Source organism: Microterricola gilva (genome assembly GCF_004217495.1).
Taxonomy (GTDB): Bacteria; Actinomycetota; Actinomycetes; order Actinomycetales; family Microbacteriaceae; genus Microterricola; species Microterricola gilva.
Map to the genome: position 1 here is coordinate 686,635 of NZ_SHLC01000001.1, position 25,752 is coordinate 712,386.

Genomic DNA, 25,752 nt, shown 5'->3' on the forward strand with positions numbered 1-25,752 from the left:
AACCCGCGCTCAACTATCGTTGGCGTCGGGACGACGAAGGGCAGGATGACCGTGGGTCAAGAGGTGGCGGTCGAGCAGAAGCTCGTACGCGTGGCGATCGTCGACGACCACGAGTCGGTACGGCTTGGAATCAAGGCGGCCTGTGAGGCGGCAGGATACGAGGTCGTCAACACGGCGGCGACGGCGCAGGGCCTGATCGATGTGATCGACGGCCGCCCGGTCGACGTCGTGGTGCTCGACCTCTCGCTCGGCGACGGATCACGGGTGACCGACAACGTCAAACTGGCGCAGGCGACCGGCGCGGCCGTGCTCGTGCACAGCATCGCCGACCGCGTCGCCAGCGTGCGCGAGGCGCTCGCTGCCGGTGTCGCCGGCGTCATCCCCAAGTCCTCCCCGACGACGACGGTCATGGCGGCAATCGCCACCGTGGCGCGCGGCGAGGTGCTCAACAACCTCGAATGGGCGACGGCGATCGACGCCGACCGCGACTTCGCCAAGGCCCAACTCGGCCGGCGCGAGCGCGATGTGCTTCACCTCTACGCCTCCGGCCTCCCGCTCAAGCTCGTCGCCGGCCAGCTGGGAATCGCACACTCGACCGCGCGTGAGTACCTCGACCGCATCCGTGTGAAGTACGTCGAGGTCGGGCGCCCCGCGCCGACCAAGGTCGATCTGCTGCGGCGCGCCGTCGAAGACGGCATCCTCCCCGGGCTCGACCAGGACGGCGAGGATGGCCGCGGCTGACGCCGTAGCGGCCGAGGGAGACATCACTCGGCCTGCGCCGCCGCTGATGCGGGCCAACGGCATCAAGGCGGTCAGCGCCGCCAAGATCGAGACGATCGTTGCCCGCGCAGTCGGCGTCCTCGGCGTCGTCTTCGGTCTGCAGAGCGTGCCGATCATGTACGGCCAGTTGCCGGACCTCGACCCGGTCTGGGCGGGTGCCGTCAACATCGCCATCTTCGGCGGCCTGATCCTGGTTGCCATCGCGACGTTGTTCAATCGCTTCGTGCGGCTGACGACGAGCTGGGTCGCCTTCGCCTATCTCCTCGGACTCCTGGTCTGGCCGTTGACCGTCGTCGACGCCGCGATCTTCACCGACCAGAAGCCCTGGCTCTGGTTCCTCTGCACGGTGGCGACGGCGTGCGCGGCCGTTGCGTTCCCCGTCGGCTGGGCCGCCGCATACACGTTGCTCGTACCCATCGTGTACGGCGCGCTGCGCACGTTCCCCTCCGGCGGAAACGTCGACACCGCCCTGGCCGCACTCGACGCCGTCTACGCGATCATGCTCGGCCTCGTCGTGCTGATCATCATCACAATGCTGCGGCAGGCGGCAGCCGCCGTCGACCTCGCCCAGGCCGCCGCCCTGAGCACATACACGACAGCCGTGCGGCAGCACGCAACAGAGCTCGAACGCATCGAGGTCGACGCCATCGTGCACGACAGCGTGCTGACCACACTGCTCTCGGCCGCCAACGCACGCACGCCGGCCGACGAGGCGCTCGCCGCCAGCATGGCCACGGAGGCGATCGCCCGACTGGATGCCGCGGGCGCGGTGATCCCCGGGGACGATCGCGTGGTGCCCGTCGAGCAGCTCGAGCGCAGGCTGCGCGCGGCGATCGCCGCCTTCTCCGCGCCGGTCAGCGTGAGCGTGCGCCACACGCAGGGCCTGCGGCTTCCCGCGCAGGTGACGGAGGCGCTCTACTCCGCTGCCGTGCAGGCGCTCGTCAACAGCATGCAGCACGCGGGCGGCGCGTCGACGGAGCCGGCCGTGTGGCGGCCGATCCGGCGCTCTCTCAGCCTCGCGGCCCGCGAATCCGGTGGCGTCCGGCTCGAGATCGCCGACACCGGCGTCGGCTTTGACGTCGAGAAGATGCCGTCGGCGCGCATCGGCCTCCGAGTGTCGATCCTCGAGCGGATCGCGGCCGTCGGCGGCGAATCCAGCGTGCGCAGCGCCCCGGGTGCCGGCACGACGATCGTTCTCGAGTGGCCGGCCGAAAACGCCGTTGTCGAGCAGGGGGCCGAAGCATGATCACGATTCCCCGACTGTTGATCCTCGCGCTGGCCGCGCTGTTCTCCGGCTACCACATCGTGCTCGGCCTCTACGCCCTCGCCGTGCCGATCTCGCCGTGGCCGTCGATCGTGGCCATGGGCCTCTACGCCTGTGCCACCCTGATCAGTCTGTGGCCGAGCAGCCCGACCCGGATGCCGCTCTGGCTGGCCGGATTCGACCTCGCCACCGCGATCGCCCTGCCGCTGATCGTGACCAGCCAGCTCGACCCCAACGCCGACAACGGCTACGCCACCTGGTATGTCGCGGCGGTCGGAACGCTGATGACGATCGCCGCCGCCAGGCGGCGCCTGGCCGTCGCGTGGATCGGCGTCGGCTTCCTGGCGGTCCAGACCATGCTCTGGGCCGGACCGGGTGCGCTCGGTGGCATCGGCGTCGTCGGCAGCATCGTCTGGGTCGCCGTCGCGCATATGCTCGGGCGCCAGCTGGCCAAGGCCGGCCGGGACGCCAACCACTTCGTGCGCGCGGAGCGCGAGGCCACTGAGTGGCAGGCCGCGCAGGACGCCCACCTCTACGAGCGCCGCTTCCGGCTCGCCCAGACCAACCGCATCGCGGCTCCGATGCTCCGCCGCATCGCCGATCTCGGCGGCGATCTGAACGACGCGCAGCGCCAGGAGTGCCGCAACCTCGAGGCGGCCATCCGCGACGAGATCCGCGGCAGGATGCTGCTGAACGACAGTGTGCGCTCAGCGGTGCGTGGCGCCCGCAGCGGCGGCGCGATCGTGACGCTGCTCGACGAGGGCGGCATCGACGAGCTGGACGACGATGAGCGCGAGCGCGTGCTGGACGCGCTGGCTGCCGCCATCCGCGGCAGCGCGGCCAACAAGATCATCGCCCGCACGGTCTCGGACGGTTCGGAGACGGCCGTGACGGTCGTCGGCCTCAGCCAGAGCGACGGCGGCAGTGCGAGTGCGCTGGGCCAGGAAGAGCTCGACGACGAGGTCGAACTCTGGCTCGAGATCCCGCGTCAGCGCTGATCGCCGCTGATCGCCGCTGACGCCGCGTGCGCGCCGGGGGTCTGCTCGCCGCACCGGCCGAGCGGGCACCGGTGACGGTGTGCTTAAAGGCCGAAAGGGAGCCGATCTCAGATCGACTCCCTTTCGGCATCCGAGTCAGGGCGACAACCCGAATGTAACCCTGACTCGCCCCCAAAGCACTCGCCTGCTTACCCTAGTCGACGAGTGATTGGTGGTGTAACTCAATGAGAGACACCTAGCAAGAACTATATTGCCGCAGGGCCCCACCCTCTGAAAGTCGGCTTTTAGGGGGACATTGGGGTACAAAACGGGCGATTCGTGGGGGACAGGGTGCGACAGTGCGCCAGCGGCGCGGGGCCGATCGCGGCTGCTCTGGGGTACAGCGACCGGATCGGCATGCTCGTCAGAGCGCCGGGCGGGACCAACGCCCCTGACCGGGCTCGATCGGCGTGCGCAGCGCACGCTGGCTGCGCTGCCAGGCCGAGGCCCCGCGGCCCGGCGCCTGCCCGAGCATCGCGGATTCCTGCTCGAGCACGGAGCCGAGCACGGCCGTGACGGCCGCGCGCTCCGGCTCGGAGACGTGACGGGTGACGAAGCGCAGGCTCGCCGGCTCGCCACTCGTTCCTGCGGTCTCGTGTGCGGTGTGCTCAGCCATCAGAGCGGGATGTTCCCGTGCTTCTTGGGCGGCAGGCTGGCACGCTTGGTGCGGAGGGCGCGCAGGGCCTTGACCACGGCGACGCGCGTCGCGGCCGGCTCGATGACGCCGTCCAGCTCGCCGCGCTCCGCGGCGAGGAACGGGCTGGCCACGTTGTAGGTGTACTCGTTGGCGAGCTTGGTGCGCACGGCCGCGACGTCTTCGCCCGCCTCCTCTGCACGCTTGAGCTCGGGGCGGTACAGGATGTTGACTGCACCCTGGCCGCCCATCACCGCGATCTCGGCAGTTGGCCAGGCGAGGTTGATGTCGGCACCGAGCTGCTTCGAGCCCATCACGATGTACGCTCCGCCGTATGCCTTGCGGGTGATGACGGTCACGAGGGGAACGGTCGCCTCGGCGTAGGCGTAGAGCAGCTTCGCGCCGCGCCGGATCACGCCGGTCCACTCCTGGTCGGTGCCCGGCAGGTAGCCGGGGACGTCGACGAGGGTGAGGATCGGGATCGAGAAGGCGTCGCAGAAGCGCACGAATCGGCTGGCCTTTTCGCCGGCGTCGATGTTGAGCGTGCCGGCCATGGCGTTGGGCTGGTTGGCGATGATGCCGACCGAGCGTCCCTCGACCCTGGCGAATCCGACGACGATGTTCGGCGCGAACAACGGCTGCACCTCGAGGAAGTCGCCGTTGTCGACGACGTGCTCGATCACGGTCTTCATGTCGTAGGGCTGGTTGGGCGAATCGGGGATGATCGTGTTCAGCTTGCGATCGGCATCCGTCACCTCGAGCTCGACGTGGCTCTCGTAGACGGGCAGCTCGGCCATGTTGTTGTCAGGCAGGAAGCTGATCAGCGTGCGCGCGTAGTCGAGCGCGTCCGGCTCGTCGCTGGCGAGGTAGTGCGAGACGCCGGAGATCTTGTTGTGCGTGAGCGCACCGCCGAGCTCCTCCATGCCGACGTCCTCGCCGGTGACGGTCTTGATGACGTCGGGGCCGGTGACGAACATCTGGCTGGTCTTGTCGACCATGATGACGAAGTCGGTGAGTGCGGGGGAGTAGACGGCTCCACCGGCGGCCGGGCCGCAGATGATGGAGATCTGGGGGATGACGCCGGAGGCGGCTGTGTTGCGGCGGAAGATCTCACCGTACTTGCCGAGGGCGACGACGCCCTCCTGGATGCGGGCTCCGCCGGAGTCGAGGATGCCGATGATGGGAACACCGGTCTTCAGCGCCAGGTCCATCACCTTGATGATCTTCTCGCCCGCGACCTCGCCGAGCGAGCCGCCGAAGATCGTGAAGTCCTGCGAGTACACGGCAACCTGGCGGCCGTGGATGGTGCCGGTTCCGGTCACGACGGCGTCGCCGTATGGACGCTTGGCCTCCATACCGAACGCGTGCGTGCGGTGGCGCACGAACTCGTCGAGCTCGACGAAGGAGCCGGGGTCGAGCAACTGCTCGATGCGCTCGCGCGCCGTCATCTTTCCCTTGGCGTGCTGCTTGGCGATCGCGGCCTCGCCGCTGGCCGTCACGGCTTCGTGGTAACGACGCTTCAGGTCGGCGAGCTTGCCCGCCGTCGTGTACATGTCGGGGGCCGCAGTGCTGGAGTTCTCGGTCACGCGGTTCACTCTATCGTGCACGCCACTGCGCATTCCTTTGACGATTCCCTACAAGGTTGCCCGCAGAGCTTGTCGACAGACACGCCCCCACCCGTGGTCGGTGGCGCTCCCGCTCGGGCACAATGGCCAGAGCCCAGACCGCATACAAGAGGAGACCTCCATGCAGAACGACCACAGCGCCGCTCCGGCAGCGGCGGCGTTTCCGCGCAGCGCCGCCGCCGTCCCCCGCTTCGAGGCGCTGGCCGAGACCGGCTCGACCAACGATGAACTCGTCGAACGGGCCAGCGGTGCCGAGGCGGCTGAATGGCCGGATCTGGCCGTGCTCGTCACCGACAACCAGACGCGTGGGCGCGGACGCCTCGGTCGTACCTGGCTCGCGCCGACGGGCAAGTCGCTGGCGATCTCCGTGTTGCTCCGCCCGGTCGTGGCCGGCGGCGCCCTGCCGCTCGAGCACTTCGGCTGGTTCCCGCTGCTCGCCGGTGCCGCGATGACGCGGGCCGTCAGGGCCGTCGTCGACTCCGCCCACGAGTTGAGGGTGGCCGAGGCGGTCGCCGCCGGAGAGAGCGACGTCGCCGAGGCACCGGCTGTTCGATTGAAATGGCCGAACGACGTGCAGATCTCGGGGTACAAGGTCAGCGGCATCCTGAGCGAGCTGCTGCCGGATGCGGCAGGGGTCGTGCTCGGTGCCGGGCTCAACGTCTCGCTCGATGAGCACGACCTGCCGACGCTCACCTCGACATCGCTCACCCTCGTCACGCGCAGGCCGGTGAGCCCTGATGCCGTGCTCGCGGCGTATCTCACGGAGCTCGGCGAGCTCTACCGAGCCTTCCTCGCTGCGGGTGGGGACGCCGTCGCCAGCGGCCTGCACGCCGAGGTGAGCGCGCTCTGCGGCACGCTCGGCCAGGATGTGCGGGTCGAGTTGCCTGGCGGTGGAGAACTTCTGGGCACGGCGACCGCGATCGAATCGGACGGCCGGCTGCGCGTTCGGGAGCAGCGCAGTGGCGATGAGACGTCTGTCGCGGCTGGAGATGTGACGCATCTGCGGTATTAATGGGCTATGACGAACGTCGGTGGAGCTGGACTGCCCGCGCCGGGCGGGATGCCCGCGCCCGCGGGCGGGCAGCAGATCGCCGCGCCGGCTGAGCACGTCGTCGCGCGCGTGCGCCGACACGGCCGGATGCTGTTCTGGCCGTCGATCCTCTTGATCGCCGTGTGCGGGGCTGCCGGCTACTACGCCGGCCAGATGGACGAGGAGTGGCAGAGCATCGCCATCCTCGCCGGGGCCGCGCTGCTCGTGCTGCTCGGCTTCGTTCTGCCGTTGCTGGCCTGGCTGAGCCGCCGTTACACGATCACAACGCGGCGCGTGATCGTGCGGCACGGCTTCTTCGTGCAGGTGCGCCAGGAACTCATGCACAGTCGGGGTTACGACGTGAGCGTGCGCCGCTCGTGGTTGCAGAGCGCCTTCCGCACGGGGGACATCCTGATCAACACGGGGCTCGAGAAGCCGATCGTGCTCCGGGATGTTCCGAACGCCGACCTCGTGCAGCGCACCCTGCACGATCTGATGGAGGCCAACCAGAGCTACATCGCCGCGCGCCGCCAGCAGGATCAGGCCACGCCGGGCGACCACACCATCGCGTGGGGGCAGCGCTAGCTGCCGGTGAGCTGTGGCGCAGGGCGCTCGCCGCCGAGAAGCGCCCTGCTCGGCGCAAACACCCAGTACCGGTACATCAGGAAGCGGAACGCGGCGCCGAGCGCGAGCCCGATGACGTTCGACGCGATGTTGTCGGCCAGTAGCGAGGTGTAACCGAGGACCTCCCGCGAGAACCACAGGCATCCGACCGAGATGGCCATGCCGGCGATGCTCACGGCGAAGAACTCGACGCCCTCGCGCACGGTGCGACCGGTGCGCTGGCTGCCGAAGGTCCAGAAACGGTTGCCGACCCAATTGACGAGGATCGCGACGGCCGTCGAGATGACCTTGGCGATGATCGGACCGGATGCCAGGTGCTCCGGGCTCAGCACGGTCGCGCGCAGCACGTTGAACACCGCGACATCCACGACGAGGCCGACGGCACCGACGGCACCGAACTTCGCGGCCTGCACGGCGAACGCCTGGATGCGAGCCCGGGTGAACCGTGCCGGCAGCTGGGCCATGATCGGATCCCGTCGGTTGTGTTCGGAAATGGAACGCACTGAATTCTGAGCGCCGGGTAATGAGCAAAGATAGTAGAACGACGCGCAGGGCAGTTTACGGCCATGCGATCGCGTGATGCTGAATGCGTGCTGCGCGGCATCCGTGATTCACCTGCAGACTTTGAGAGAGTGCGATTCCATGATTGTTGGAGTGATCGGTGGGGGCCAGCTGGCCCGGATGATGGTTCCCGCCGCGGTGAACCTCGGCATCGAGATCCGTGTGCTCGCCGAGACCGAGGGCATGGCTGCCGAGATCGCGGCCACCGGCGTCGGCGACTACCGCGACCGCGAAACCGTGCTCGCCTTCGCGCAGACCGTCGATGTCATCACCTTCGACCACGAGCACGTTCCGCAGGACATCCTGCGGGCGCTGATCGAACAGGGCACGCCCGTGCACCCCGGGCCCGACGCGCTGCTCTACGCACAGGACAAGCTGACGATGCGCGCCAAGCTCTCGGAGCTCGGCCTGCCCGTGCCGGACTGGGCGGCGATCGAGAGCGCGGAGCAGCTCGGCAGCTTCCTCGAGGCGCACGGCGGCCGTGCCGTCGTGAAGACCCCGCGCGGCGGCTACGACGGCAAGGGCGTGCGCGTCGTTCGTGCCGCGCACGAGGTCGACGACTGGTTCCAGGCGCTCGCCGAGGACGGTCGAGGCGGATCGCTGCTCGTCGAGGAGCTCGTCGAGTTCAAGCGTGAGCTGGCACAGCTCGTCGCCAGACGCCCGTCCGGCGAGATCGCGGCCTGGCCCGTCGTCGAGACCGTGCAGCTGGACGGCGTGTGCAGCGAGGTCATCGCACCCGCGCCGCACTCGGCAGGCAAGCTGGCGGATGTCGCGGCAGAGATCGCCGTGACGATCGCGAACGGCATCGGAGTCACCGGCGTGCTCGCGGTCGAGCTCTTCGAGACCACCGACGAGCGCCTGCTCATCAACGAACTCGCGATGCGCCCGCACAACAGCGGGCACTGGTCGCAGGACGGCTCCACGACGAGTCAGTTCGAGCAGCACCTGCGCGCCGTGCTCGACCTGCCGCTCGGCGGCACCGGAACGCGCGACCCGTGGACGGTCATGGTCAACATCCTGGGCGGGCCGGCATCGGGCAGCCTCGCCGACCGCTACGCGTCGATGCTCGCGGCTCACCCCACCGTCAAGGTGCACAACTACGGCAAGGACCCGCGCCCCGGCCGCAAGGTCGGTCACGTGAACGCCGGCGGCAACGATCTCGACGATGTGAGCTACCAAGCGCGAGCCGCTGCGGCGTTCTTTCAGGACTGAGCAATAACATTGTCTGCGTGCTCAATGACCTCGTGAACGACGACCCAGCTCTCGACACCGTGCCCACGCCGCTAGTCGGCGTCGTCATGGGGTCCGACTCCGACTGGAACGTCATGAGCGCGGCGGCCGAGCTGCTGCGCGAGTTCGGCGTGCCGTTCGAGGTCGAGGTGCTCTCCGCGCACCGCACGCCGGAGAAGATGATCGCATACGGGAAGTCGGCGCACGCGCGCGGCATCCGCGTGATCATCGCCGGGGCCGGCGGCGCGGCGCACCTGCCCGGCATGCTGGCATCCGTCACCACCCTTCCCGTCGTCGGCGTCCCCGTTCCGCTCGGGCTGCTCGACGGCATGGACTCTCTGCTCTCGATCGTGCAGATGCCGGCCGGCGTGCCCGTTGCCACCGTCTCGATCGGCGGCGCCAAGAACGCCGGCCTCATCGCCGTGAAGATCCTCGCGACGGCCGACGACAGGCTGAGCGATGCGCTCGCGGAGTACGCCGAGAACCTCGCCGAGCTCGTCGAACAGAAGAACGCAGCTCTGCAAGCCCGCCTATGAGTGCCTACCCGAGTTTTGCCAACGCATCGAGTGCCGCGAGCCCGATGCGCTTCCCGGATGCCGGTTCCTCGACCGTCATGACGCGGCGCGCCTGGTGGCTCGTCGTCCTCAACTTCCTGATTCCAGGCTCCCCGCAGGTGCTGGCGGGCAACCGCAGGCTCGGCCGCTTCGGGCTGGGATGCACGCTCACGCTGTGGGCGCTGGCTGTGCTCGCCCTCGTCGTCTGGCTGATCTGGCCGGACACGCTGCTCACGGTCGCCACGAACTCGATCACGCTGTGGATCGCCGCGCTGCTCCTCGTCTTCTATGCCGTGGTCTGGGTCGTGCTCTCGCTCGACACCCTGCGCCTGGTGCGACTCGTGCGCACCAAGCCCTCTGCGCGCGGCTGGATCGCCGGTCTCACCACCATCGCGATGATCGCGCTCTCCGGCACCGCGGCCTACGGCGCGTTCGTGGCGACGACGACGAGCAGCTTCCTGTCGTCGGTCTTCGTCGCCGGCCCGACTGAGGACCCGATCGACGGGCGCTACAACATCCTGCTCCTCGGCGCAGACACCGGTGCCGACCGCGAGGGCACCCGACCGGACAGCATCTCGGTCGTCAGCATCGACGCCGAGACCGGCCAGGCCGTGACGATCGGCCTGCCTCGCGACATGAAGTACTTCCCGTTCCCAGAGGGTTCACCGCTCGCGGCCGTGTACCCGGAGGGTTACGGCGCGATCGACGGCTGCGAGGTCGGCGAACCAGACGGCTGCCAGCTCAACTGGGTGTACAGCGAGGTCGACCTCGTGAGCCCCGAGATGTACCCGAACGCCGTCAACGAGGGCAGCGAGCCCGGCGTCGAGGGCATGCGTTCAGCGGCAGAGGGCATCACGGGTCTCACGATCCAGTACTACGCGCTCGTGGACATGCAGGGCTTCTCCGACCTGATCGACGCCCTCGGCGGCGTGACGATCAACGTGCCGGAGGACGTGCCCATCCACGCCGACGAGACCTTCACGACGGTCGCCGAGTGGATCCCGGCCGGCGAGCAGCACCTGGACGGCTACCACGCGCTCTGGTACGCGCGCTCCCGCCACGACACCAGCGACTATGACCGCATGGCCAGGCAGCGTCAGCTGCAGGATGCCGTGCTGCAGCAGTTCAACCCGGCCAATGTGCTCTCCAAGTTCCAGGAGATCGCGAAGGCGGGCACCAAGGTCGTGAACACCGACATCCCGCAGAGCATGCTCGGCTACTTCACGCAGTTGGCGATGAAGACGAAGGAACTGCCGATGATCAACGTCGAGCTGGTGCCGGACAACGGCGTTGATCCACTCGACCCCGACTACGACTACATCCGTCAGCTGATCGCCGAGGCGCTCGCGCCGCCGCCGACGGAGGAGCCGGCCCCGGCCGAGTAGGCGACTCGGCGCTCAGGACCGGCTGAGTCGGGGAGCAGCCGGGCCGGGTGAAGGCTCGGGGCTTCGCGAGCGGGCCTCCTTCGTCGGCTCGTACGCTCGAGCCAGCGTGCCTTTCTCCCGATGGCGTGCGATCTCACGCTGGCTCGAGCGAGCAGCCGAGGAACGAGGCAGCCCCCGAAGCCCTGACACGACGCGGTCGGGCTAGAGGCCAGCGGGCATGCTCACGATGGCTCGAGGGAGCAGCCGAGGAACGAGGCAGCCCCCGAAGCCCTGACACGACGCGGTCGGGCGGCCCTGCGGTCGGTCGGCCCTGCTGCCCTAGAGGTCGGCGTGCAGCTGCCAGACCCGCTCGGCGGCATCGCGCCAGCTGAACGCGCGGGAACGGTCGCGGCCGGAGACGCTCAGCCGTCCGGCGAGGACGTCGTCGTCGAGGACCTTCGCGACGGCGGCGGCGAGGCGCTCGGGGTAGCCGGCGGCATCCGCGCGTTCGACGGTGACGCCGGCGTCCCCGGCCACTTCGAGGAGCTCAGGAGCGTCGGAGTGCACGACGGGAAGGCCGAACTGGAAGGCCTCGATGATCCGGGCCGCGAAGCCCTCAGCGAGGCTCGGGTAGACGAATACGGCGGCGCGTGAGAGCACGACGGCGAGATCGGCAGGCGAGAGCTTGTCGAGCGCCAGCACCCGGTCTTCTGCGAGGCCGGCCTCATCGGCCACGGCCGCCAACTCGACGTCGCCCCAGCTGGAGGGGCCGAGCACGACGAGCGGCAGGTCGGGGGCCTGGGCGCCACCCAGACCCTCGATCAGCGCGAGCACGCCCCTGCGGGGCTCGAGGGTGCCAGCGGTGAGGATGAAGCGCTCAGGCAGCCCGAGCGCGGCGGCGCGCTCATCGGCGTCCGCAGGCAGCACGAGACCGGAGCGAGCGGCACCGGGAATCACGCGCACGCGATCGCCGAACTCGAAGCGTTCGAGCAGCTGCTCCGCCAGGACGTGCGTCGGAACGACGACGGCATCGGCGTGCTTGCGGGCGCGTCGCATCATCGACTTGTGCCACGCGACGGTGGCAGGCGAGAGCGAGTCCGGATGCGTCCACGCCAGCATGTCGTGCACGGTGACGGCGATCTGCGCGCCGTCATTCACCCGGTCGTGGCGGCGCAGCGGAGCGAGAAGTCCGGGAGCGTGGATCATGCCGCCGCCGTTGGATGTCGTGATGCCCAGCTGCCAGGCCGCGGCGAGCTCCCGGCGCGGCAGCGTCGTCGTGTACAGACCGCGGAGGCCGGGCAGCGTCGACTCGAGACGCTCGTACTTCTCGCGCTGCGCAGCCGAGACGATGCCTTCGACGTCACAACCGCGGGGTGCCGTCGCGATCAGTGAACGAGTGAGTTCCTCGCTGTACAGGCCGATCGGCCCAGGGGCCGGGGCGATGATCTGATCGACGACGACGCGCAGAGTTGTCATGTTGGGTGGCGCTTACTGGCCCTGGGCCTTGTAGCGGGCCTCGGTTGCGTCCTTCTGCGGTGCCCACCACGACTCGTTGTCGCGGTACCAGGCGATCGTGTCGGCCAGGCCGGCCTCGAAGTCAGAGAACTGCGGGGTCCACCCGAGCTCGGTGCGCAGACGCGTCGAGTCGATTGCGTAGCGCAGGTCGTGGCCGGGACGGTCGACGACGTGGTCGTAGGCGTCGGCCGGCTGGCCGAGGGTCGTCAGGATGAGCTCGACGACCTCCTTGTTGTTCTTCTCGCCGTCGGCACCGATGAGGTAGGTCTCACCGATCTGCCCCTTGTCGAGGATCGTCAACACGGCGGAGGAGTGGTCGTTGGCGTGGATCCAGTCGCGCACGTTCTCGCCGCTGCCGTAGAGCTTGGGCCGCTCACCGCGGAGCACATTGGTGATCTGGCGCGGGATGAACTTCTCGACGTGCTGGTAGGCGCCGTAGTTGTTCGAGCAGTTGGAGATCGTGGCCTTGACGCCGAAGGAGCGTACCCAGGCACGCACGAGCAGGTCGCTGCCTGCCTTGGTCGAGGAGTACGGGCTCGACGGGTTGTACGGCGTGCTCTCGGTGAAGCGATTCGGGTCATCGAGCTCGAGGTCGCCGTAGACCTCGTCGGTGGAGATGTGGTGGAAGCGCACGTCGTGCTTACGTGCGGCCTCGAGCAGCGTGAACGTTCCGATGATGTTGGTGTCGAGGAACGGGCGCGGGTCGTCCAGCGAGTTGTCGTTGTGGCTCTCCGCGGCGTAGTGCACGACGGCGTCCGCATCGGCGAAGAGCGCGTCGACGAGTGCCGCGTCGCAGATGTCACCCTCGACGAAGGTGAAGCGGTCGGCCGGAAGGCCGTCGAGCGAGGCGAGGTTGCCGGCGTAGGTGAGCTTGTCCAGCACGGTCACGGAGTGCTCCGTGTTGGCCAGCACGTAGTGGACGAAGTTCGAACCGATAAAGCCGGCGCCGCCGGTCACAAGAAGTCTAGACACCCCGTCATTGTAGCCAGAGCTTGCCGAGCGGATGCCGAGAGCGCGCCGCGCGCTACTCTGCCGGCTTGGCGACAGCGCCGGTGGCCATGGCCTCGGTCAGCGCGTCGTGCCAGTCCCGCATCTCCGGCAGGCCGGCTGCGGCCCAGCCGTCGTGGCCGAGCACTGAGTACGACGGGCGGGGCGCCGGACGTACGAAGGCGGTGCTGTCGGTCGGCAGGACGCGCTCTGGATCGAGGCCGGCCTCAGCGAAGATCGCCTTCGTGAAGTCGAACCACGAGCCCTGGCCGGAGTTGGTGCCGTGGTAGGCGCCAGCGGGGGCATCCGACTCGGCGAGCAGTACGATCTGCCTGGCCAGGTCGGCGGTCCAGGTGGGCTGACCGAGCTGATCGACGACGACGCTGACGGTAGGGTGACTGCCGGCCAGGCGGAGCATGGTCGCCGCGAAGTTCGGCCCGTGCTGGCCGTAGAGCCAGGCGGTGCGCACGATGTAGGTGCCATCGGGGTGCTCGGCGGTGGCGAGCTCCTCACCGGCGGCCTTGGTGCGGCCGTATGCGGAGATCGGCGCGCGGGGTGCGGTTTCCTCATAGGGGCTCGTCGCTGCTCCGTCGAAGACGTAGTCGGTGGAGACCTGGATCAGCTTGGCGCCTGCCTCACGTGCGGCGATGGCAAGGTTCTTGGCGCCGGTCGCGTTCACGGCGTATGCGGCATCCTCGTTACTCTCTGCATCGTCAACCTTGGTGTAGGCGGCGGCGTTGATCACGACATCGTGACCCGCGACGGCTGCACGCACGGCATCGAGGTCGGTCACGTCGAGGTCGGCGCGCCCGAGGGCGGTGACCTCCCGGCCGGCGAGGGCCTTCTGCAGGTCGGTTCCAAGCATGCCGGACGCACCGGTGATCAGGTATCGCATGAGGCCCATTTTAGGCGCACGCCACTGCGGGCGAGACCGGAGCGCCTGATGATCGGGCGGCTTGAAGGCAGGCCATCGCGGTCTGCGCGGGCTCTCAGGCACCAATTGCTAGACTCTCAGGCGTGCAAATTCGTGAACTGAGCATTCCTGACAGCTACGAGATCACGCCCAAGCAGTTCGGCGATGACCGCGGCGTTTTCCTTGAGTGGTACCGCTTCGACAAGCTCGAAGAGGTTGTCGGCCATTCGATCGACCTCAAGCAGGCCAATACCTCGGTCTCCAAGCGTGGCTCCGTGCGCGGCATCCACTTCGCCGACATCCCGCCGAGCCAGGCGAAGTATGTCACTGCGCCGCACGGTGCCGTTCTGGACTTCGTGATCGACATCCGGGTCGGATCGCCGACATACGGGCAGTGGGACTCTGTCCTGCTGGATGACGTCGACCGCCGCGCGATCTACATCGCGGAGGGCCTCGGCCACTGCTTCGTCGCACTCACCGAGAACGCGACCGTCAGCTACCTCGTCACCGACACATTCAATCCCGGCCGAGAGCATGGCATCAACCCGCTCGACCCCGAGATTGGCCTGGCGTTCGGCATCGATCTCAGCGAGGCGCTGCTCTCGCCCAAGGACACAGAGGCTCCGAGCCTCGCCGAGGCCGCAGCATCCGGCCTTCTGCCCAGCTGGGAAGCGGCCAGGGCTTACTACGAGACATTGAACGCAAAGGGTTAATCATGCGCGGAATCATTCTGGCCGGAGGTTCGGGAACCCGACTCTGGCCGATCACCAAGGGCATTTCGAAGCAGCTCATGCCCATCTACGACAAGCCGATGATCTACTACCCCTTGTCAACGCTCATGATGGCGGGCATCAAGGAGATCCTCATCATCACGACGCCCGAGTACAACGAGCAGTTCCGTGCCCTTCTCGGAGACGGTGCTGACCTCGGGATCCGGCTCGAGTACGCCGTGCAGCCATCGCCGGACGGCCTGGCCCAGGCGTTCATCATCGGCGAGGAGTTCATCGGCGACGAGAGTGTCGCGCTGGTTCTCGGCGACAACATCTTCCACGGGGCCGGCCTCGGTTCCTCGCTGCGCGGGAACACCGAGATCGAGGGTGCGCGAATTTTCGCGTACCACGTGAGCAACCCGACGTCGTACGGCGTCGTTGAGTTCGACGAGAGCATGACGGCGCTGTCGATCGAGGAGAAGCCGACGAAGCCGAAGAGCAACTACGCGGTTCCCGGCTTGTACTTCTACGACAACTCGGTCGTCGACGTTGCCAAGACGATCGAGCCGAGCGCTCGCGGTGAGCTTGAGATCTCGACCGTGAACGAGCGCTATCTCGAGGCGGGCAAGCTGCAGGTCCAGGTTCTCGACCGCGGCACCGCGTGGCTTGATACCGGCACATTCGAGTCGATGATGCAGGCGTCAGAGTACGTGCGAGTGATCGAGGATCGCCAGGGCTTCAAGGTCGGATGCATCGAAGAGATCGCATGGCGTGCCGGGTGGATCGATGATGCCCAGCTGGCAGTCCTCGCCGCGCCGCTTGTGAAAAGCGGATACGGCTCGTACCTGCAGACTTTGCTGGCCTCGTAGGAAGCGACATGTCAGAGATGCCCGTCGACTCTCCGCACGGCTCTGGCGGGACTGAGACCGTGAGCACGGAATCCGACACAATGCTGCGACGTTTCACCTCCCAGCTGGCGACGGAGCGGGCGGCAGCGCTCCGCGAACTGGGCGAGGCCTCCACCCTCAACGAGGAGTTGCGGGCGGAGAATGAACGACTCCGGACCCAGCTCGAGCACATCTCAAACAGGCGCGTCGTGCGCCTGACTGATCGGCTGGCCAGGGGTCTGCGTCGGACCGGCCGTGGTTGATCGCGGGGCAGAGGGAGTCGGTCGGGCACATGGGATCACGGTCGGTGCCTTCCCGCACTATCCGAACAATCCCTGGCAGAGTTTGCTCTACCGGGAGGTGGAGGCACAGGGGGCGACGATAGTCACCATCCCCCGACTCGAAGACCTGCTGCGGCTCGGTGAGACGTCGCCAGACTGGAGCGGATTCGTGCTCCATGTGAACTGGACGGGCGCTGTCACGCAGATCGGTGACGACGTTCTGGAGTCGATGAGGCGCGTATCGGCATTCCTCGGGGTGGCCGACCAAATACTGGCGGGCGGTGGTCACCTCGTTTGGACGATCCACAACGTGCTTCCGCATGAGATCAGGTATCTGCTCCCCGAGATTCACCTGTTGAGTGAGCTCGCGCGCCGCGCATCGCGGATCGTGATCATGAACCCAGCGACTGTGGCCGAGATATCGGCAGTCGTCGACATCGACCCTGCCACGGTCGTACTCATCGACCACCCCAGCTACCTCGGCCACTATCCGAACGAACAGAACCGGACTGGTGCTCGCGCACGTTTCGGTTTTGACGAGGACGACATCGTTGTGCTCTCGCTTGGAGCTATCCGGCCATACAAGAACATCGAGCGGTTGGCTGCCGCCGTTGGCCGTGCACAGCGCGACGAGCCCCGTCTGCGGCTACTCGTAGGCGGCGAGCTCGGCCCGGGCGCCGACCGGAGCGCACTTGAGGCAGCCCTCGACGCAGTGGGAGCCCGGTACAGCCTGGACTACGTGAGTGACGCGGAGATACAGCACTGGATGAATGCAGCTGACTTCGCGGTCTTTCCCTATACGCATCTGCTGAACACGGGTGCGCTGATGTTGGCTGCGACGTTCGGGATCCCTGCTGTGGTCACGAGTGTCCCGGCCACCGAGGGTTTGTGCATGGAGGACTGGGTGGTCCCAATCCCGCAGGGGCTGGGACGGGATGATATTGCGGAAGCGATGCTGACGGCTGTGCGCGACTTTGGCGATCGCGGGCACATCCGCGCGGCCGCGATTCGTTTCGCGGAGGCCCACCACCCAGACGTCATATCGGACGCTTTCGCGACGCTCATCTGTCAGATCGTCGTGGGAGGACAGTCGGGGCGCTAGCCTGCTGACTCCCGCTATCGTCGTCTCAGCGCCGATCCGAGTGCCCGCATCCAGGCGGTGGAGCGCCAGGAAGAGCTGGCTTCCATGCCAATGATCCTCTTGTTGAGGTCGGCAACGATCTGGTTGCGCTGAGAGATCACGCCCCGCTCCCGATCGGCGGCCTTGCGCGGGTTCTCGCAGAAGGCGATGAGCGCAGCAAGGGTCTGTGTCCATGTCATCGTTCTGGCCAGCTCGCCCACCCGCTGGGACCTCAGCTTCTGTGTGGCGGGGTCGTCGGTGAAGAGGAGCCGCTCAAAGGCTTCGACCAATGCGTCGACGTCCTCGGCCGGAACCGCGACGCCCAGATCGTGCTCGCGGATGAGTGCAGCGAAGTTGTCGCCGTCCGTGCTGACGATCGGGAGCGAGGCCCACAGGTAGTCGAGAATCCGGGTTCGAAAGCTGAACTCCGTCTCGATGTGGGGAAAGTGCGTGCTGACGCCAACGTCGGCGTCCAGCAAGAAATCGGCGCGGGATTCGTATGGCACCCAGGTCTCGTTGAAGAACACGAACCTGTTCGTCAGGCCCAGCTCGTCGGATAGTTCCCTCGCGCGGCGTTCCATCTCCATCTGTGGGACGTCGGGATTGGGGTGCTTGACGCCGAGGAAAAACAGACGGACGTTGTCGTAGCGTTCGGAAAGCACCGACACGGCGCGGATCAGCGTGATCGGGTCGAACCAGTTGTAGATTCCGCCGCCCCAGATGATGACCTTGTCCTCGGCATCGATGCCTGCAACACGCCCGCGGATCCCATGCTCCGTCTGGACGGGCAAAGCATCGGCGACGCCGAAGGGCGCGACGTCAAGCAGCGACCGCAGGCTGGGGTCATCGTCGTAGGTCGCCGGATTGATTCGGGCAAGTGCCGCAAGCTGTCCGAGCCAGAAGTCTCGCTGCTTCTCTGACGCGCAGAGCATGAAGTCTGCCCGCTCCATCTGATCGTTCATGACTTCGACGCTGTCGATGGCAACGGCATATCGATCGGCTTCAGGCAGATCCTTGCCCTGTTCAAGCTGTTCCAGGTGCAGCGGATCGTAGATATCGGCGATGAGGATCACATCGAGGGCTTTGAGCCAGGGCTGGCTCCGCAAGATGTGACCCTGGGTGATCACGATCGAGGCCCAGGCGGCGTGATCCTTGAGCTCGGCACGGCTGGCGAAGTGCACGCCGAACGCCGGGTGCGTTGTTGTCGCCCCGATCGTGGAGACCAGCCGGACGTTGCCGACAGGAGATAGAGCCTTGGCGATCTCCCATGCGCGAATGGCCGGGCCGGCCATGCGTTCACCCAGCGTGTCGGGCGTGACGATCAGGATGTTGTGCGGGGAGGAGCTCTCTCGGACTGACACGCCTGTTACCTCATTCTCGTCTGCCGTCACCGGGTTACCCACCATCGTCGCGCATTCAAGCCCATACGAAGGGCCCAGCGGAGTGGGGCGAGGTACCACGCCGAGTACTTCCGGGAGAGGTAGAGGTATGCGCTGTCGTGGTGAGCGCGCTCCATGCGCGAAGCGCTCTTCACCGTCGAGTGCGCACCGGTGTGAACCACGACCGCCTCGGGAACGTAGACGTTCTTCCAGCCGGCCTTGCCGAGCCGGGTGCCGAGGTCGACATCCTCGAAGTACATGAAGAAGCTCGGGTCGAAGCCGTTGATGGCGTCGTATGCCTCCCTGCGGACAAGAAGGCACGCACCTGAGAGCCAGCCGGCCTCCCGTTGGCCCGTTGCGTGCTCCGCATCAGCGCGGTAGCGCTTGGTCCAGGGGTTCTGAGGCCACAGCCGGGCGAAGAGTGCATGACCGATGCCGTTGCGAAGTGATGGCACGTTTCTGGCGGACGGGTAGACGGTTCCGTCCTCGTCAAGAATTGTGGGTCCGACCGCGCCGGCGTCGGCGAGCCGGTCGGCGGCGTCGGCGAGCACATCGATGGCGCCAGCGCGGAATGTCACGTCGGGGTTCGTGATGAGGATGTACTCGGAATCGCTGTGCGCAGCCAGCACTCCAGCGGTGATTCCACCTCCGTAGCCCAGGTTTTCTGGCAGCGAGAGGAACCGCGCGTTGAACTGGTCTGCGGCTTCCCGCTCGGAGCTGAGATGTGGCGATGCGTTATCCACCACCACCACGTCGAGTTCACGCTGCGAGCTCGCAGAGTGAAGCGATTCGAGGAAGGTCCTCAATGTGTCACCGGAGTTGTAGGTGACCGTGACGACGAGTACGGAACGGGACATCATGCCTTTCACAGCTAGCGGGCCGCACGGGGCAGCGCGGCTCCAGCTCTACGCGATGGAGCCCAGATCGCTGAACTCCGGAGTTGCGTAGGTTGTGCCAACCGCCAGCGGATTGTACGCGACGTTGAACGAACAAGCCTGGGGCAGATCTGCAACGTGACGGTTCGCAGGGTCGAGAACGGACACATTCACGAAGTACTTTCCGGCGCCGAAGCGTGTGTCCTTGATGCGGAATTGCATGGTGCGGGGGCCCCTGGTAGATCTCAGCGGAATACCCAGAAGACGAGTCGAGGTTCCGTACACCGGTTGGCCGAGAGTGCTGTCGATCTGGATGGCGCACGTCCAGTCATCGGCCTCGACGAGATGTTCCAACTCAATGTCGATGATGAGGTCATCGCCCGTGTGGAGCAGCTCAGAATTGTCCGCGGTGTCCGCGTGAGCGCTCGCCCCGATGATGTTGACCTCTCGCTGCACCGGTGCGGCGGCTGCAACGTTGTCCGCGACGCGACGGTCTTCGAGGATGTCGCGGAACTGCGATACTGCGTCACGGGGCTCGCCGTCGAAGACCACCTCGCCCTTGTTCAGGAGAATCGCCCGGTCGCACATCTCAACGACCTGGCCGAGCGAGTGCGTGACCAGGACGATTGTTCGTCCCTCCTGTTGGAAGGATCGGATCTTGTCGAGGCACTTGCGCTGGAAGGCTTCGTCACCGACCGCCAGCACCTCGTCGACGAGGAGGAGGTCAGGGTCGGTGTGCACGGCAACCGCGAAGGCGAGGCGCACGTACATGCCCGAGGAGTAGAACTTGACCTGGGTGTCGATGAAGTCGCCGATGCCGGAGAAGGCCAGAATGTCGTCGAACCGTGCCTCGGTCTCCGCGCGGCTCAGGCCCATGATAGACGCGTTCAGGAACACGTTCTCACGACCGGTCAGGTCGGGGTGGAACCCGGCGCCGAGCTCGAGGAGGGCAGCGATGCGGCCGCGCCGCTTCACACTGCCCGATGTCGGGTCGATGATGCCGCCGATGACTTTGAGCAGTGTGCTCTTGCCCGAGCCGTTGTGCCCGATCAGAGCGACCGTGTGGCCGGCCTGGATGGTGGTGCTCACGTCCCTGAGCGCCCAGAACTCCTCGCTGTGGCGACGGCCTGCGCGCCCGAAGGTGATCAGGCGTTCCTTGAGCGAGTTGTCTTTTCGCAGCATGAACCGCTTGGAGACTTTGTCGATCAGAACGATATCGGGGGATGAGCTCATTGGAGGGTCGCTGCCGTTCGTCTTCTTCGTGGTGATTGTCATCGATGCTCGTGTCAGAACGTCATCGCATCAGAGGGCTTGGGCAAAGTTGCCCTGGAGCTTGGCGAAAACGCGGTGGAACACGGCGAGGAGCACCGCGCCGACGACGAACGCAATCCCGAGCCTGAGCATGAGGTCCGGCGGGTACTCGGCCACGCCGTCTCCAGCAGTCCAGAGAGCGCGCTGGAAACCGAGCACTGCGAGCGTGATCGGGTTGTTCGTGTAGATGGCCAGAGCTGTCCCGTCGCCGAGGATGTCCTTGACCATCCCCCAGGAGTAGACGATGGGGGAAGCCCACATCAGAAGCATCAGGAGGACTTCGACGAGGTACTGCACATCGCGCAGATAGACGTTGACGGCGGCGAGCAGAAGGCCGAAGGCCATTCCGTAGACGACCAGCACCAGGATTGCGGGAATGAGGTAGATGAGTCCCGGGCCGAGCGGGAACGCGTTGAGCGCGAGCGTCGCCAAGAGCAGGATGCCCATTTGGATGGCGAAGTTGAACAGCGCCGACCCTGCACTGGCGAGGGGGAACACTTCGCGGGGAAGGTAGATCTTCTTGATCAGCCCGCTGTTGCCGACGATCGACGCCGTTCCGCCGCCGATCATCTCGCTGATCAGTCCGAACGCGGTCAATCCGGTGAAGACGAAGATGGCGAAATCGGGAATTCCTCTCTCGGCCGAGAGGAACTTACCGATCACCACGTAGTAGATGAGCAGCTGGGTGAGTGGCCGGATGAGGGACCAGACGAAGCCGAGCGTGCTGTCCTTGTAGCGGGACTTGAGATCGCGGCGAACCAGCAGCCCGAGCATCTCGCGGTGCTGGATGATCTCCCTCACCGCTTTGAAGAATCCGCGGCCCGATGCTGATCCCGATCCCACCGTCACCAGCTTCTCTTGTGAGAGTGCGGCGAATCGGTCTTGGGCAGTCATAAAATTCAATCTCCGAGGGGGAACTGGACTTGGCAAGTATAGTCACCGGGGTCTGCGCGAAGCCTGCACGGGCGCCGATCGGCCCCGCGGAGCATCAGGGCTTGCGCCGGAGGTGATTGGATATCCGGTCGGCAGTTTTGACCAGCCGGCGGTTCTTCAGCGCCGTGACAGCGGATTCCAGTTCCGTCGTGTGGGAGCGTGCGTCTGCCAGCGTCGCGCCGAGTTCGGCCTGGGCCTTCTCGAGTTCGTCGCGCGCTTCAGCGGCTTGGACGAGTTCGGCCTCCAACTGCTTGACACGGAACTCGAGACCCCCAATGACGGATCCGATGGCACGGTCGTGCGCGGCAGCGGTCGGGTCGACGGGGACATCGGCAATGGGTGAGGGCAGGGACGTCGCCAGACGGTCTTCCCGCACGAGCGAGCCGGAGGCGAGACCAGCGACGATGTCTTCAGCGGTCGGATGGCGAACCAGATAGGAGGGGAACAGTGTGTTCTCCTGCAACCGCCGGAAATCGCGCATGCCGTGGTGGTTTGGACTTGGTTTCAGCCCGTCAGAGGCGAGGTAGGCACGGCCGGCGTTCTCGACCTTGCGGCTGTACTGTGCCCACGATCGCCACGGGAGGTGCAGTACCTCAATGGCATACTCGCTCGGCGGTGCACCAAGGCTTTCCAGGCTCACGAAGTGGTTGCCTTGGATCACGTCGATCTCTGGATCGCCGATGTGCACGGCGTCATGGGTCGCATGCGCGTGCAAGCCGACCTGGTTCAATTCGGCCGTCGTGCGCACATCACGGTAAACGAGGCGCTGCAGCCCGCTGCCGCGGAGCGCCGGCTCGCCGATCAGGTCGGTCACGTTCACCGTGAACGACTGGATGCCCTTGTCGATGTGCTCGAATGCATCACGCAACGTCAATTCCGGATTCACCGGGCCCCAGAACTCGTCGGCATCCGCGTTCAATACCCAGTCCGCGCCATAGACGCTGGCTGCGTCGCGTGCCATCTGAGTGACGACGACGCTCTGTTGTTTGCGGTGGACCGGATCGTGGCGGAGCTCGATGATGCCCCGCGCCGCGTACTCCTCGAGAATCTGGGTGGTGCCGTCCACGGAGCCGTTGTCGGTGACGATGAAGACATCGATTCCCTGGCGGATGTGGTGGTCGAGCATGGGAGCGATGATGTCCGCCTCGTCGCGGACCATCACTGTCATGGCAAGTTTCATATCGGGTCGCTGATGCCTTTCACTGGCGTCTGGATGAATGGCCAACCTTAGCGCGGTGGCGGCACGCCATGGGCTATCTGTACAGGACGTCTCTGACAGCCAGGAGGTAGGTGTGCCCGAAGCGCTGGGAGGGTTCGAGGACCGCCCCTTCCGCCCACTCATTCCACGCGTTGAGAAAGACGAGTCTGCGGTCGCGATCGCGGTCGGAGACAGCGGAGACCGCGGAATTCAGCCAACGCCTGAAGGTGTACGGATTCGATCCGTACCACAGGTCGGGCTGCCACTGGCGTCTGGCCGTGTTGTCGAAGTTCACCATGACGCCCGGGAACCGGTTGGCGTCCACCGGTTCGCGCAACACGAGCTCGGAGTCGCTCACCATGTCTCGGTAGCTCAGGATGTTCCCGTGGAGGCGCGGATCTACGCCGAGATCCTCACGGCGCTGGGCCGTCCACTTGCGGTTGTGCGGCGCGAACTCAAGGAAGGCGTCCAGGCCGTGTGCAGCAAGGTCGCCCTCGATTCCGTCCATGCTCTTACCAACGTCGACGGTGACCAGAGTCAGACCGGGCAGGCCTGCCGCGACCGCGACCTCCCGCCAGTAGCTGATCACAGACTCGAAGTCAGGAATCTGGGTGATCCGGTACACGGCCAGCAGCGGCATGCCGTCGACTCGGATGTAGCGCGGGTCAGTGATCAGCGGCAGCACGTCGTGGATGAACTGGGTGGCCGGCACCTTGTCGTAGTCCTGGCCGATGAGAACGTTCTTTTCTCCACCGTCCCACCGTCTGGTCCAGTTCTCATTGGCCCACATGATGCAGAACGGCTCATCGGCATCGCCGTCAAGCAGCGATTCGACGGGCATGTTCATGAGCTTCCTGCCGGCGAACCAGTAGTAGTAATACATGAAGCCCTCGATGCCCGCCTCTGTTGCGAGCTCGTACTGCTTACCGCGCACGTCGTCGCTCGCCAGATCGTAGAAGCCCAGATCGGCTGGCAGGAACGGTTGGTTGTGCCCGAGGAAGACGGGCTGTGCGGCCGCGACGTTCGACCACTCGGTGAAGCCATGCCCCCACCACGCGTCGTTCTCCGGATACGTGTGGAACTGCGGCAAATAGAAGGGTACGACTCGAGCGCGAGGACTGCGTTCGTGTGTCGGGCCGAACCGCTGCCACGCGCCGTGATCGCCGGCGGGGCTCAGAGTTGTCGTCTCCGCAAGCGTGTAGCCGGCCTCCATGGTGAGAATGCCGAGGATGCGCTCGATCGCGTGTGCAGTCGTGCCGTCAACCTGACCAGCCTCGACGTCGAAATCGTCGGAATCGAGGTTCAAGGCCCTCAAGCCTTGAAGGAGGAATCCCCGAACCCAGTAGATCGACCCGGAGGCGAAGCGCAGCGATTCTTCGTCGAGCTCGAGCTCCAGACGTCGCAAGAGCTCGGCCGTGAGCTGCTTGTCGCCGCCCCAGAACTCGGGTCCGACGACGTTGCCTGGCGACGTCATGAGCCCGACAGCCGGATTCTCGGCAAAGACGTTGAGGATCGACTCCACGTTCTCCCGCGAGCCAAGCAGGGCGGAATAGAACTCCTGGCGCCACTCATCGCCGCTACCGGAGAGTTCCGAGTGACCCTCCCGCCACTCACTCTTTTTGGTGTGCACCTTGAGCACGAGTTCGTAAGGGTCGAGCATTCCAGTGTTCACGATTGCGATCATGGGGAGGATGTCGCGACCGTGGTTCTCGATGTCGAGGACGACGAGATGGCTCAGCAGCGGAAGCGAGCTGGTGTCCAGCTCGAGCGGTTCGCCACTGGCGTTTGTGACGATGAGATCGAACGGAACCGGAAGTGATTCAAGCTCGTCGAGAATGCCGGGAACGAGATCGGTGTAATAGACGTGCAGCAAGACGGCGACCCGCTCGGGGTTGCTCGGCACGGTCACGCTCGAGGCCCAATGGAAGGGCACCTTGGCGCGCAGGCGCCCCGTGCGCCGCTCCACCCATTTCGTGAAATCGGCGGGGTGCGACGTGTCCGGCTGGGCAGCGGGCGGTTCGGCAAGCGCGTTCGCGAGCACAGCGAACCCACGACCGGCCCCACGCTTGATTCGGCTCAGGGTCTTATCTCTCATCCGTGGTGGTGACTTTCTGCGCGGGGAGGCCCTGGAGCCAGTCGAAGGGGTCGGTGCCGAACATCGTGTTCACGACTCCAGGCACAGCGGCCCCATCCGGAACGACCGTGGGGTTCGTGAGGAGCTCACGCTTGACGAACGGGAATCCAAGTCGGAGCAGCTTCTTCCACCCCTCCACGGTTGGATTCTCCGTTTCAGACACAATCCGTTCAGAGTCGAACGCCGCAGAAGTCGTGAATCCTTCGGCGAAGAGCAGCTGGCTCAACCCGAATTCGTAGCGCTCGATGATGCGCTGCTTGTCTTTCTCGACCACGAGACCGGTCCAGAACTGTTTCAGTGCACTGTCCGAGAGCACTCCACCGCGATAGCCAACGAAGAAGCTCTGCACGTGGGGGCGCATCTGCAGGGTATTCGTTGCGGCCCAGACGTCAGTCGTGCACGCTTCGAAGTCCAACAGCAGCGGATCGAGGCTTGCGAATGGACCGACCAGACTGTCGTTGGCGAGGATGACGTAAGGCTTGCGGCGCGTCTCGGGAAACATCGCCAAGCCGACCGCCCATGATCCGAAGTCGTATCCGATGTTCGACTTGCGCACGATGGTCGGTGTGGCGAGGGAGCTGGCGGGCCAGTGCAGCGGGCGTTCGTCATCCGAGGCTCGCACGATGACGACGGCGTAGCCCCCACGGCTGAGTTCTTCAGTCAGCGCGACGAGGGAACGGCTGATGGTGTCATCGGTGGCGAAGCTGGCGACAATCGCAACCCGGTCGGTGGCAGGCAGGGCGCGAGGGCCGCTTTCAATGCGAGCCGTCGGCAGGACGAGAGGTAGAACACGTTCGGTCATGGGC

The 25,752-nt window shown here is 66.1% G+C and carries 25 protein-coding genes; 12 read left to right on the forward strand and 13 right to left on the reverse strand.

All coding sequences use genetic code 11. The annotated features are described in order from the left end of the window. The first annotated feature begins 45 nt into the window (after positions 1 to 45). The 3 genes from EV379_RS03060 to EV379_RS03070 are packed head-to-tail and all read left to right on the forward strand — an operon-like array spanning position 46 to position 3,042. Complete coding sequence (locus EV379_RS03060) at positions 46 to 741, forward strand: response regulator transcription factor (protein ID WP_130504846.1); 696 nt, start codon at positions 46 to 48, stop codon at positions 739 to 741. Further along, on the forward strand, positions 728 to 2,026 hold the full coding sequence (locus tag EV379_RS03065) for a sensor histidine kinase (RefSeq protein ID WP_130504847.1): 1,299 nt from the start codon (positions 728 to 730) through the stop codon (positions 2,024 to 2,026). The genes EV379_RS03060 and EV379_RS03065 overlap by 14 nt, the downstream gene beginning before the upstream one ends. After that, positions 2,023 to 3,042 carry a hypothetical protein gene (locus tag EV379_RS03070; RefSeq protein ID WP_130504848.1) on the forward strand — a complete coding sequence of 340 codons (1,020 nt, stop codon included), beginning with the start codon at positions 2,023 to 2,025 and terminating at the stop codon, positions 3,040 to 3,042. Before EV379_RS03065 ends, EV379_RS03070 begins: the two co-directional genes overlap by 4 nt. A 403-nt stretch (positions 3,043 to 3,445) precedes the next feature. Here the strand turns inward: EV379_RS03070 and EV379_RS03075 are convergent, their stop codons facing one another. Further along, on the reverse strand, positions 3,446 to 3,697 hold the full coding sequence (locus EV379_RS03075; protein WP_130504849.1) for an acyl-CoA carboxylase subunit epsilon: 252 nt from the start codon (positions 3,695 to 3,697) through the stop codon (positions 3,446 to 3,448). Continuing rightward, a complete protein-coding gene (locus EV379_RS03080) occupies positions 3,697 to 5,268 on the reverse strand; it encodes an acyl-CoA carboxylase subunit beta (protein WP_242616453.1) in 1,572 nt (523 codons plus the stop codon). The genes EV379_RS03075 and EV379_RS03080 overlap by 1 nt, the downstream gene beginning before the upstream one ends. 193 nt (positions 5,269 to 5,461) lie before the next feature. Here EV379_RS03080 and EV379_RS03085 point away from each other — a divergent pair, with 193 nt between their 5' ends. Both EV379_RS03085 and EV379_RS03090 read left to right on the forward strand, forming a co-directional pair. Then, positions 5,462 to 6,352 (forward strand): biotin--[acetyl-CoA-carboxylase] ligase, encoded by an 891-nt coding sequence (locus tag EV379_RS03085; protein ID WP_130504851.1) that lies wholly within the window; start codon positions 5,462 to 5,464, stop codon positions 6,350 to 6,352. Positions 6,353 to 6,358: 6 nt separating this feature from the next. Next, positions 6,359 to 6,955, forward strand: coding sequence for a PH domain-containing protein (locus EV379_RS03090; RefSeq protein WP_242616208.1), 597 nt, complete (start codon positions 6,359 to 6,361; stop codon positions 6,953 to 6,955). Here the strand turns inward: EV379_RS03090 and EV379_RS03095 are convergent. Beyond that, a complete protein-coding gene (locus EV379_RS03095) occupies positions 6,952 to 7,458 on the reverse strand; it encodes a GtrA family protein (protein WP_130504852.1) in 507 nt (168 codons plus the stop codon). The two genes, EV379_RS03090 and EV379_RS03095, sit on opposite strands and share 4 nt — an antisense overlap. A 178-nt stretch (positions 7,459 to 7,636) precedes the next feature. Here EV379_RS03095 and EV379_RS03100 point away from each other — a divergent pair, with 178 nt between their 5' ends. The 3 genes from EV379_RS03100 (at position 7,637) to EV379_RS03110 (ending at position 10,724) form a co-directional block, all read left to right on the forward strand. After that, on the forward strand, positions 7,637 to 8,767 hold the full coding sequence (locus tag EV379_RS03100; protein ID WP_130504853.1) for a 5-(carboxyamino)imidazole ribonucleotide synthase: 1,131 nt from the start codon (positions 7,637 to 7,639) through the stop codon (positions 8,765 to 8,767). Positions 8,768 to 8,853: 86 nt separating this feature from the next. Beyond that, the gene (purE, locus tag EV379_RS03105; protein ID WP_130507263.1) at positions 8,854 to 9,321 is read left to right on the forward strand and encodes a 5-(carboxyamino)imidazole ribonucleotide mutase; all 468 of its coding nucleotides are present in this window, start codon (positions 8,854 to 8,856) and stop codon (positions 9,319 to 9,321) included. Further along, positions 9,318 to 10,724, forward strand: coding sequence for an LCP family protein (locus tag EV379_RS03110; protein WP_242616209.1), 1,407 nt, complete (start codon positions 9,318 to 9,320; stop codon positions 10,722 to 10,724). Before purE ends, EV379_RS03110 begins: the two co-directional genes overlap by 4 nt. Before the next feature lie 318 nt (positions 10,725 to 11,042). On the opposite strand, the gene EV379_RS03115 is transcribed toward EV379_RS03110, so the two are convergent. Genes EV379_RS03115 through rfbD form a run of 3 tightly spaced genes read right to left on the reverse strand, consistent with a single transcriptional unit; the run spans position 11,043 to position 14,100 of the window. Further along, positions 11,043 to 12,179 carry a glycosyltransferase family 4 protein gene (locus EV379_RS03115; RefSeq protein WP_130504854.1) on the reverse strand — a complete coding sequence of 379 codons (1,137 nt, stop codon included), beginning with the start codon at positions 12,177 to 12,179 and terminating at the stop codon, positions 11,043 to 11,045. A gap of 12 nt (positions 12,180 to 12,191) precedes the next feature. Next, positions 12,192 to 13,190: a dTDP-glucose 4,6-dehydratase gene (gene rfbB, locus EV379_RS03120; RefSeq protein WP_130504855.1), complete on the reverse strand. Its 999-nt coding sequence runs from the start codon at positions 13,188 to 13,190 to the stop codon at positions 12,192 to 12,194. 52 nt (positions 13,191 to 13,242) lie between these two features. Further along, positions 13,243 to 14,100, reverse strand: coding sequence for a dTDP-4-dehydrorhamnose reductase (gene rfbD / locus EV379_RS03125; protein ID WP_130504856.1), 858 nt, complete (start codon positions 14,098 to 14,100; stop codon positions 13,243 to 13,245). A 122-nt stretch (positions 14,101 to 14,222) separates the two neighbouring features. Between rfbD and EV379_RS03130 the strand changes: the two genes are divergently transcribed. The 4 genes from EV379_RS03130 to EV379_RS03145 are packed head-to-tail and all read left to right on the forward strand — an operon-like array spanning position 14,223 to position 17,098. After that, positions 14,223 to 14,831, forward strand: a complete 609-nt coding sequence (locus EV379_RS03130; RefSeq protein ID WP_130504857.1) for a dTDP-4-dehydrorhamnose 3,5-epimerase family protein — start codon at positions 14,223 to 14,225, stop codon at positions 14,829 to 14,831. A 2-nt stretch (positions 14,832 to 14,833) separates the two neighbouring features. After that, complete coding sequence (gene rfbA, locus EV379_RS03135; RefSeq protein ID WP_130504858.1) at positions 14,834 to 15,697, forward strand: glucose-1-phosphate thymidylyltransferase RfbA; 864 nt, start codon at positions 14,834 to 14,836, stop codon at positions 15,695 to 15,697. A gap of 8 nt (positions 15,698 to 15,705) precedes the next feature. After that, positions 15,706 to 15,978: a hypothetical protein gene (locus EV379_RS03140; RefSeq protein WP_130504859.1), complete on the forward strand. Its 273-nt coding sequence runs from the start codon at positions 15,706 to 15,708 to the stop codon at positions 15,976 to 15,978. Then, on the forward strand, positions 15,971 to 17,098 hold the full coding sequence (locus EV379_RS03145) for a glycosyltransferase (protein ID WP_130504860.1): 1,128 nt from the start codon (positions 15,971 to 15,973) through the stop codon (positions 17,096 to 17,098). The genes EV379_RS03140 and EV379_RS03145 overlap by 8 nt, the downstream gene beginning before the upstream one ends. Positions 17,099 to 17,112: 14 nt before the next feature. On the opposite strand, the gene EV379_RS03150 is transcribed toward EV379_RS03145, so the two are convergent. The 7 genes from EV379_RS03150 to EV379_RS03180 all read right to left on the reverse strand — a co-directional run bounded on the left by EV379_RS03150 (position 17,113) and on the right by EV379_RS03180 (position 25,748). Beyond that, positions 17,113 to 18,507: a glycosyltransferase family 4 protein gene (locus tag EV379_RS03150; protein WP_242616210.1), complete on the reverse strand. Its 1,395-nt coding sequence runs from the start codon at positions 18,505 to 18,507 to the stop codon at positions 17,113 to 17,115. After that, positions 18,504 to 19,352, reverse strand: a complete 849-nt coding sequence (locus EV379_RS03155; protein ID WP_242616211.1) for a glycosyltransferase family 2 protein — start codon at positions 19,350 to 19,352, stop codon at positions 18,504 to 18,506. Before EV379_RS03155 ends, EV379_RS03150 begins: the two co-directional genes overlap by 4 nt. Before the next feature lie 48 nt (positions 19,353 to 19,400). Beyond that, a complete protein-coding gene (locus EV379_RS03160) occupies positions 19,401 to 20,645 on the reverse strand; it encodes an ABC transporter ATP-binding protein (RefSeq protein ID WP_242616212.1) in 1,245 nt (414 codons plus the stop codon). A 27-nt stretch (positions 20,646 to 20,672) separates the two neighbouring features. Continuing rightward, positions 20,673 to 21,575, reverse strand: a complete 903-nt coding sequence (locus EV379_RS03165; protein ID WP_130504863.1) for an ABC transporter permease — start codon at positions 21,573 to 21,575, stop codon at positions 20,673 to 20,675. Between the two features lie 94 nt (positions 21,576 to 21,669). Then, positions 21,670 to 22,794, reverse strand: coding sequence for a glycosyltransferase family 2 protein (locus EV379_RS03170; protein WP_242616213.1), 1,125 nt, complete (start codon positions 22,792 to 22,794; stop codon positions 21,670 to 21,672). 73 nt (positions 22,795 to 22,867) lie between these two features. Further along, complete coding sequence (locus EV379_RS03175; RefSeq protein WP_130504864.1) at positions 22,868 to 24,907, reverse strand: glycoside hydrolase family 99-like domain-containing protein; 2,040 nt, start codon at positions 24,905 to 24,907, stop codon at positions 22,868 to 22,870. Then, positions 24,897 to 25,748: a rhamnan synthesis F family protein gene (locus EV379_RS03180; RefSeq protein ID WP_130504865.1), complete on the reverse strand. Its 852-nt coding sequence runs from the start codon at positions 25,746 to 25,748 to the stop codon at positions 24,897 to 24,899. The genes EV379_RS03175 and EV379_RS03180 overlap by 11 nt, the downstream gene beginning before the upstream one ends. Positions 25,749 to 25,752 lie beyond the last annotated feature (4 nt).

Excerpts from the sequence above, each read along its gene's own strand:
- EV379_RS03090 (WP_242616208.1), top strand. The coding sequence starts at position 6,359 with ATGACGAACGTCGGTGGAGCTGGACTGCCCGCGCCGGGCGGGATGCCC.
- EV379_RS03100 (WP_130504853.1), top strand. The coding sequence starts at position 7,637 with ATGATTGTTGGAGTGATCGGTGGGGGCCAGCTGGCCCGGATGATGGTT.
- rfbD (WP_130504856.1), bottom strand. The coding sequence starts at position 14,100 with ATGCGATACCTGATCACCGGTGCGTCCGGCATGCTTGGAACCGACCTG.
- EV379_RS03160 (WP_242616212.1), bottom strand. The coding sequence starts at position 20,645 with ATGACAATCACCACGAAGAAGACGAACGGCAGCGACCCTCCAATGAGC.
- EV379_RS03165 (WP_130504863.1), bottom strand. The coding sequence starts at position 21,575 with ATGACTGCCCAAGACCGATTCGCCGCACTCTCACAAGAGAAGCTGGTG.
- EV379_RS03155 (WP_242616211.1), bottom strand. The coding sequence starts at position 19,352 with ATGTCCCGTTCCGTACTCGTCGTCACGGTCACCTACAACTCCGGTGAC.
- EV379_RS03140 (WP_130504859.1), top strand. The coding sequence starts at position 15,706 with ATGTCAGAGATGCCCGTCGACTCTCCGCACGGCTCTGGCGGGACTGAG.
- EV379_RS03110 (WP_242616209.1), top strand. The coding sequence starts at position 9,318 with ATGAGTGCCTACCCGAGTTTTGCCAACGCATCGAGTGCCGCGAGCCCG.
- EV379_RS03170 (WP_242616213.1), bottom strand. The coding sequence starts at position 22,794 with ATGAAACTTGCCATGACAGTGATGGTCCGCGACGAGGCGGACATCATC.
- EV379_RS03085 (WP_130504851.1), top strand. The coding sequence starts at position 5,462 with ATGCAGAACGACCACAGCGCCGCTCCGGCAGCGGCGGCGTTTCCGCGC.
- EV379_RS03115 (WP_130504854.1), bottom strand. The coding sequence starts at position 12,179 with ATGACAACTCTGCGCGTCGTCGTCGATCAGATCATCGCCCCGGCCCCT.
- EV379_RS03080 (WP_242616453.1), bottom strand. The coding sequence starts at position 5,268 with ATGTACACGACGGCGGGCAAGCTCGCCGACCTGAAGCGTCGTTACCAC.
- EV379_RS03070 (WP_130504848.1), top strand. The coding sequence starts at position 2,023 with ATGATCACGATTCCCCGACTGTTGATCCTCGCGCTGGCCGCGCTGTTC.
- purE (WP_130507263.1), top strand. The coding sequence starts at position 8,854 with ATGGGGTCCGACTCCGACTGGAACGTCATGAGCGCGGCGGCCGAGCTG.
- EV379_RS03065 (WP_130504847.1), top strand. The coding sequence starts at position 728 with ATGGCCGCGGCTGACGCCGTAGCGGCCGAGGGAGACATCACTCGGCCT.
- EV379_RS03175 (WP_130504864.1), bottom strand. The coding sequence starts at position 24,907 with ATGAGAGATAAGACCCTGAGCCGAATCAAGCGTGGGGCCGGTCGTGGG.
- rfbA (WP_130504858.1), top strand. The coding sequence starts at position 14,834 with ATGCGCGGAATCATTCTGGCCGGAGGTTCGGGAACCCGACTCTGGCCG.
- EV379_RS03095 (WP_130504852.1), bottom strand. The coding sequence starts at position 7,458 with ATGGCCCAGCTGCCGGCACGGTTCACCCGGGCTCGCATCCAGGCGTTC.
- EV379_RS03060 (WP_130504846.1), top strand. The coding sequence starts at position 46 with ATGACCGTGGGTCAAGAGGTGGCGGTCGAGCAGAAGCTCGTACGCGTG.
- EV379_RS03180 (WP_130504865.1), bottom strand. The coding sequence starts at position 25,748 with ATGACCGAACGTGTTCTACCTCTCGTCCTGCCGACGGCTCGCATTGAA.
- EV379_RS03075 (WP_130504849.1), bottom strand. The coding sequence starts at position 3,697 with ATGGCTGAGCACACCGCACACGAGACCGCAGGAACGAGTGGCGAGCCG.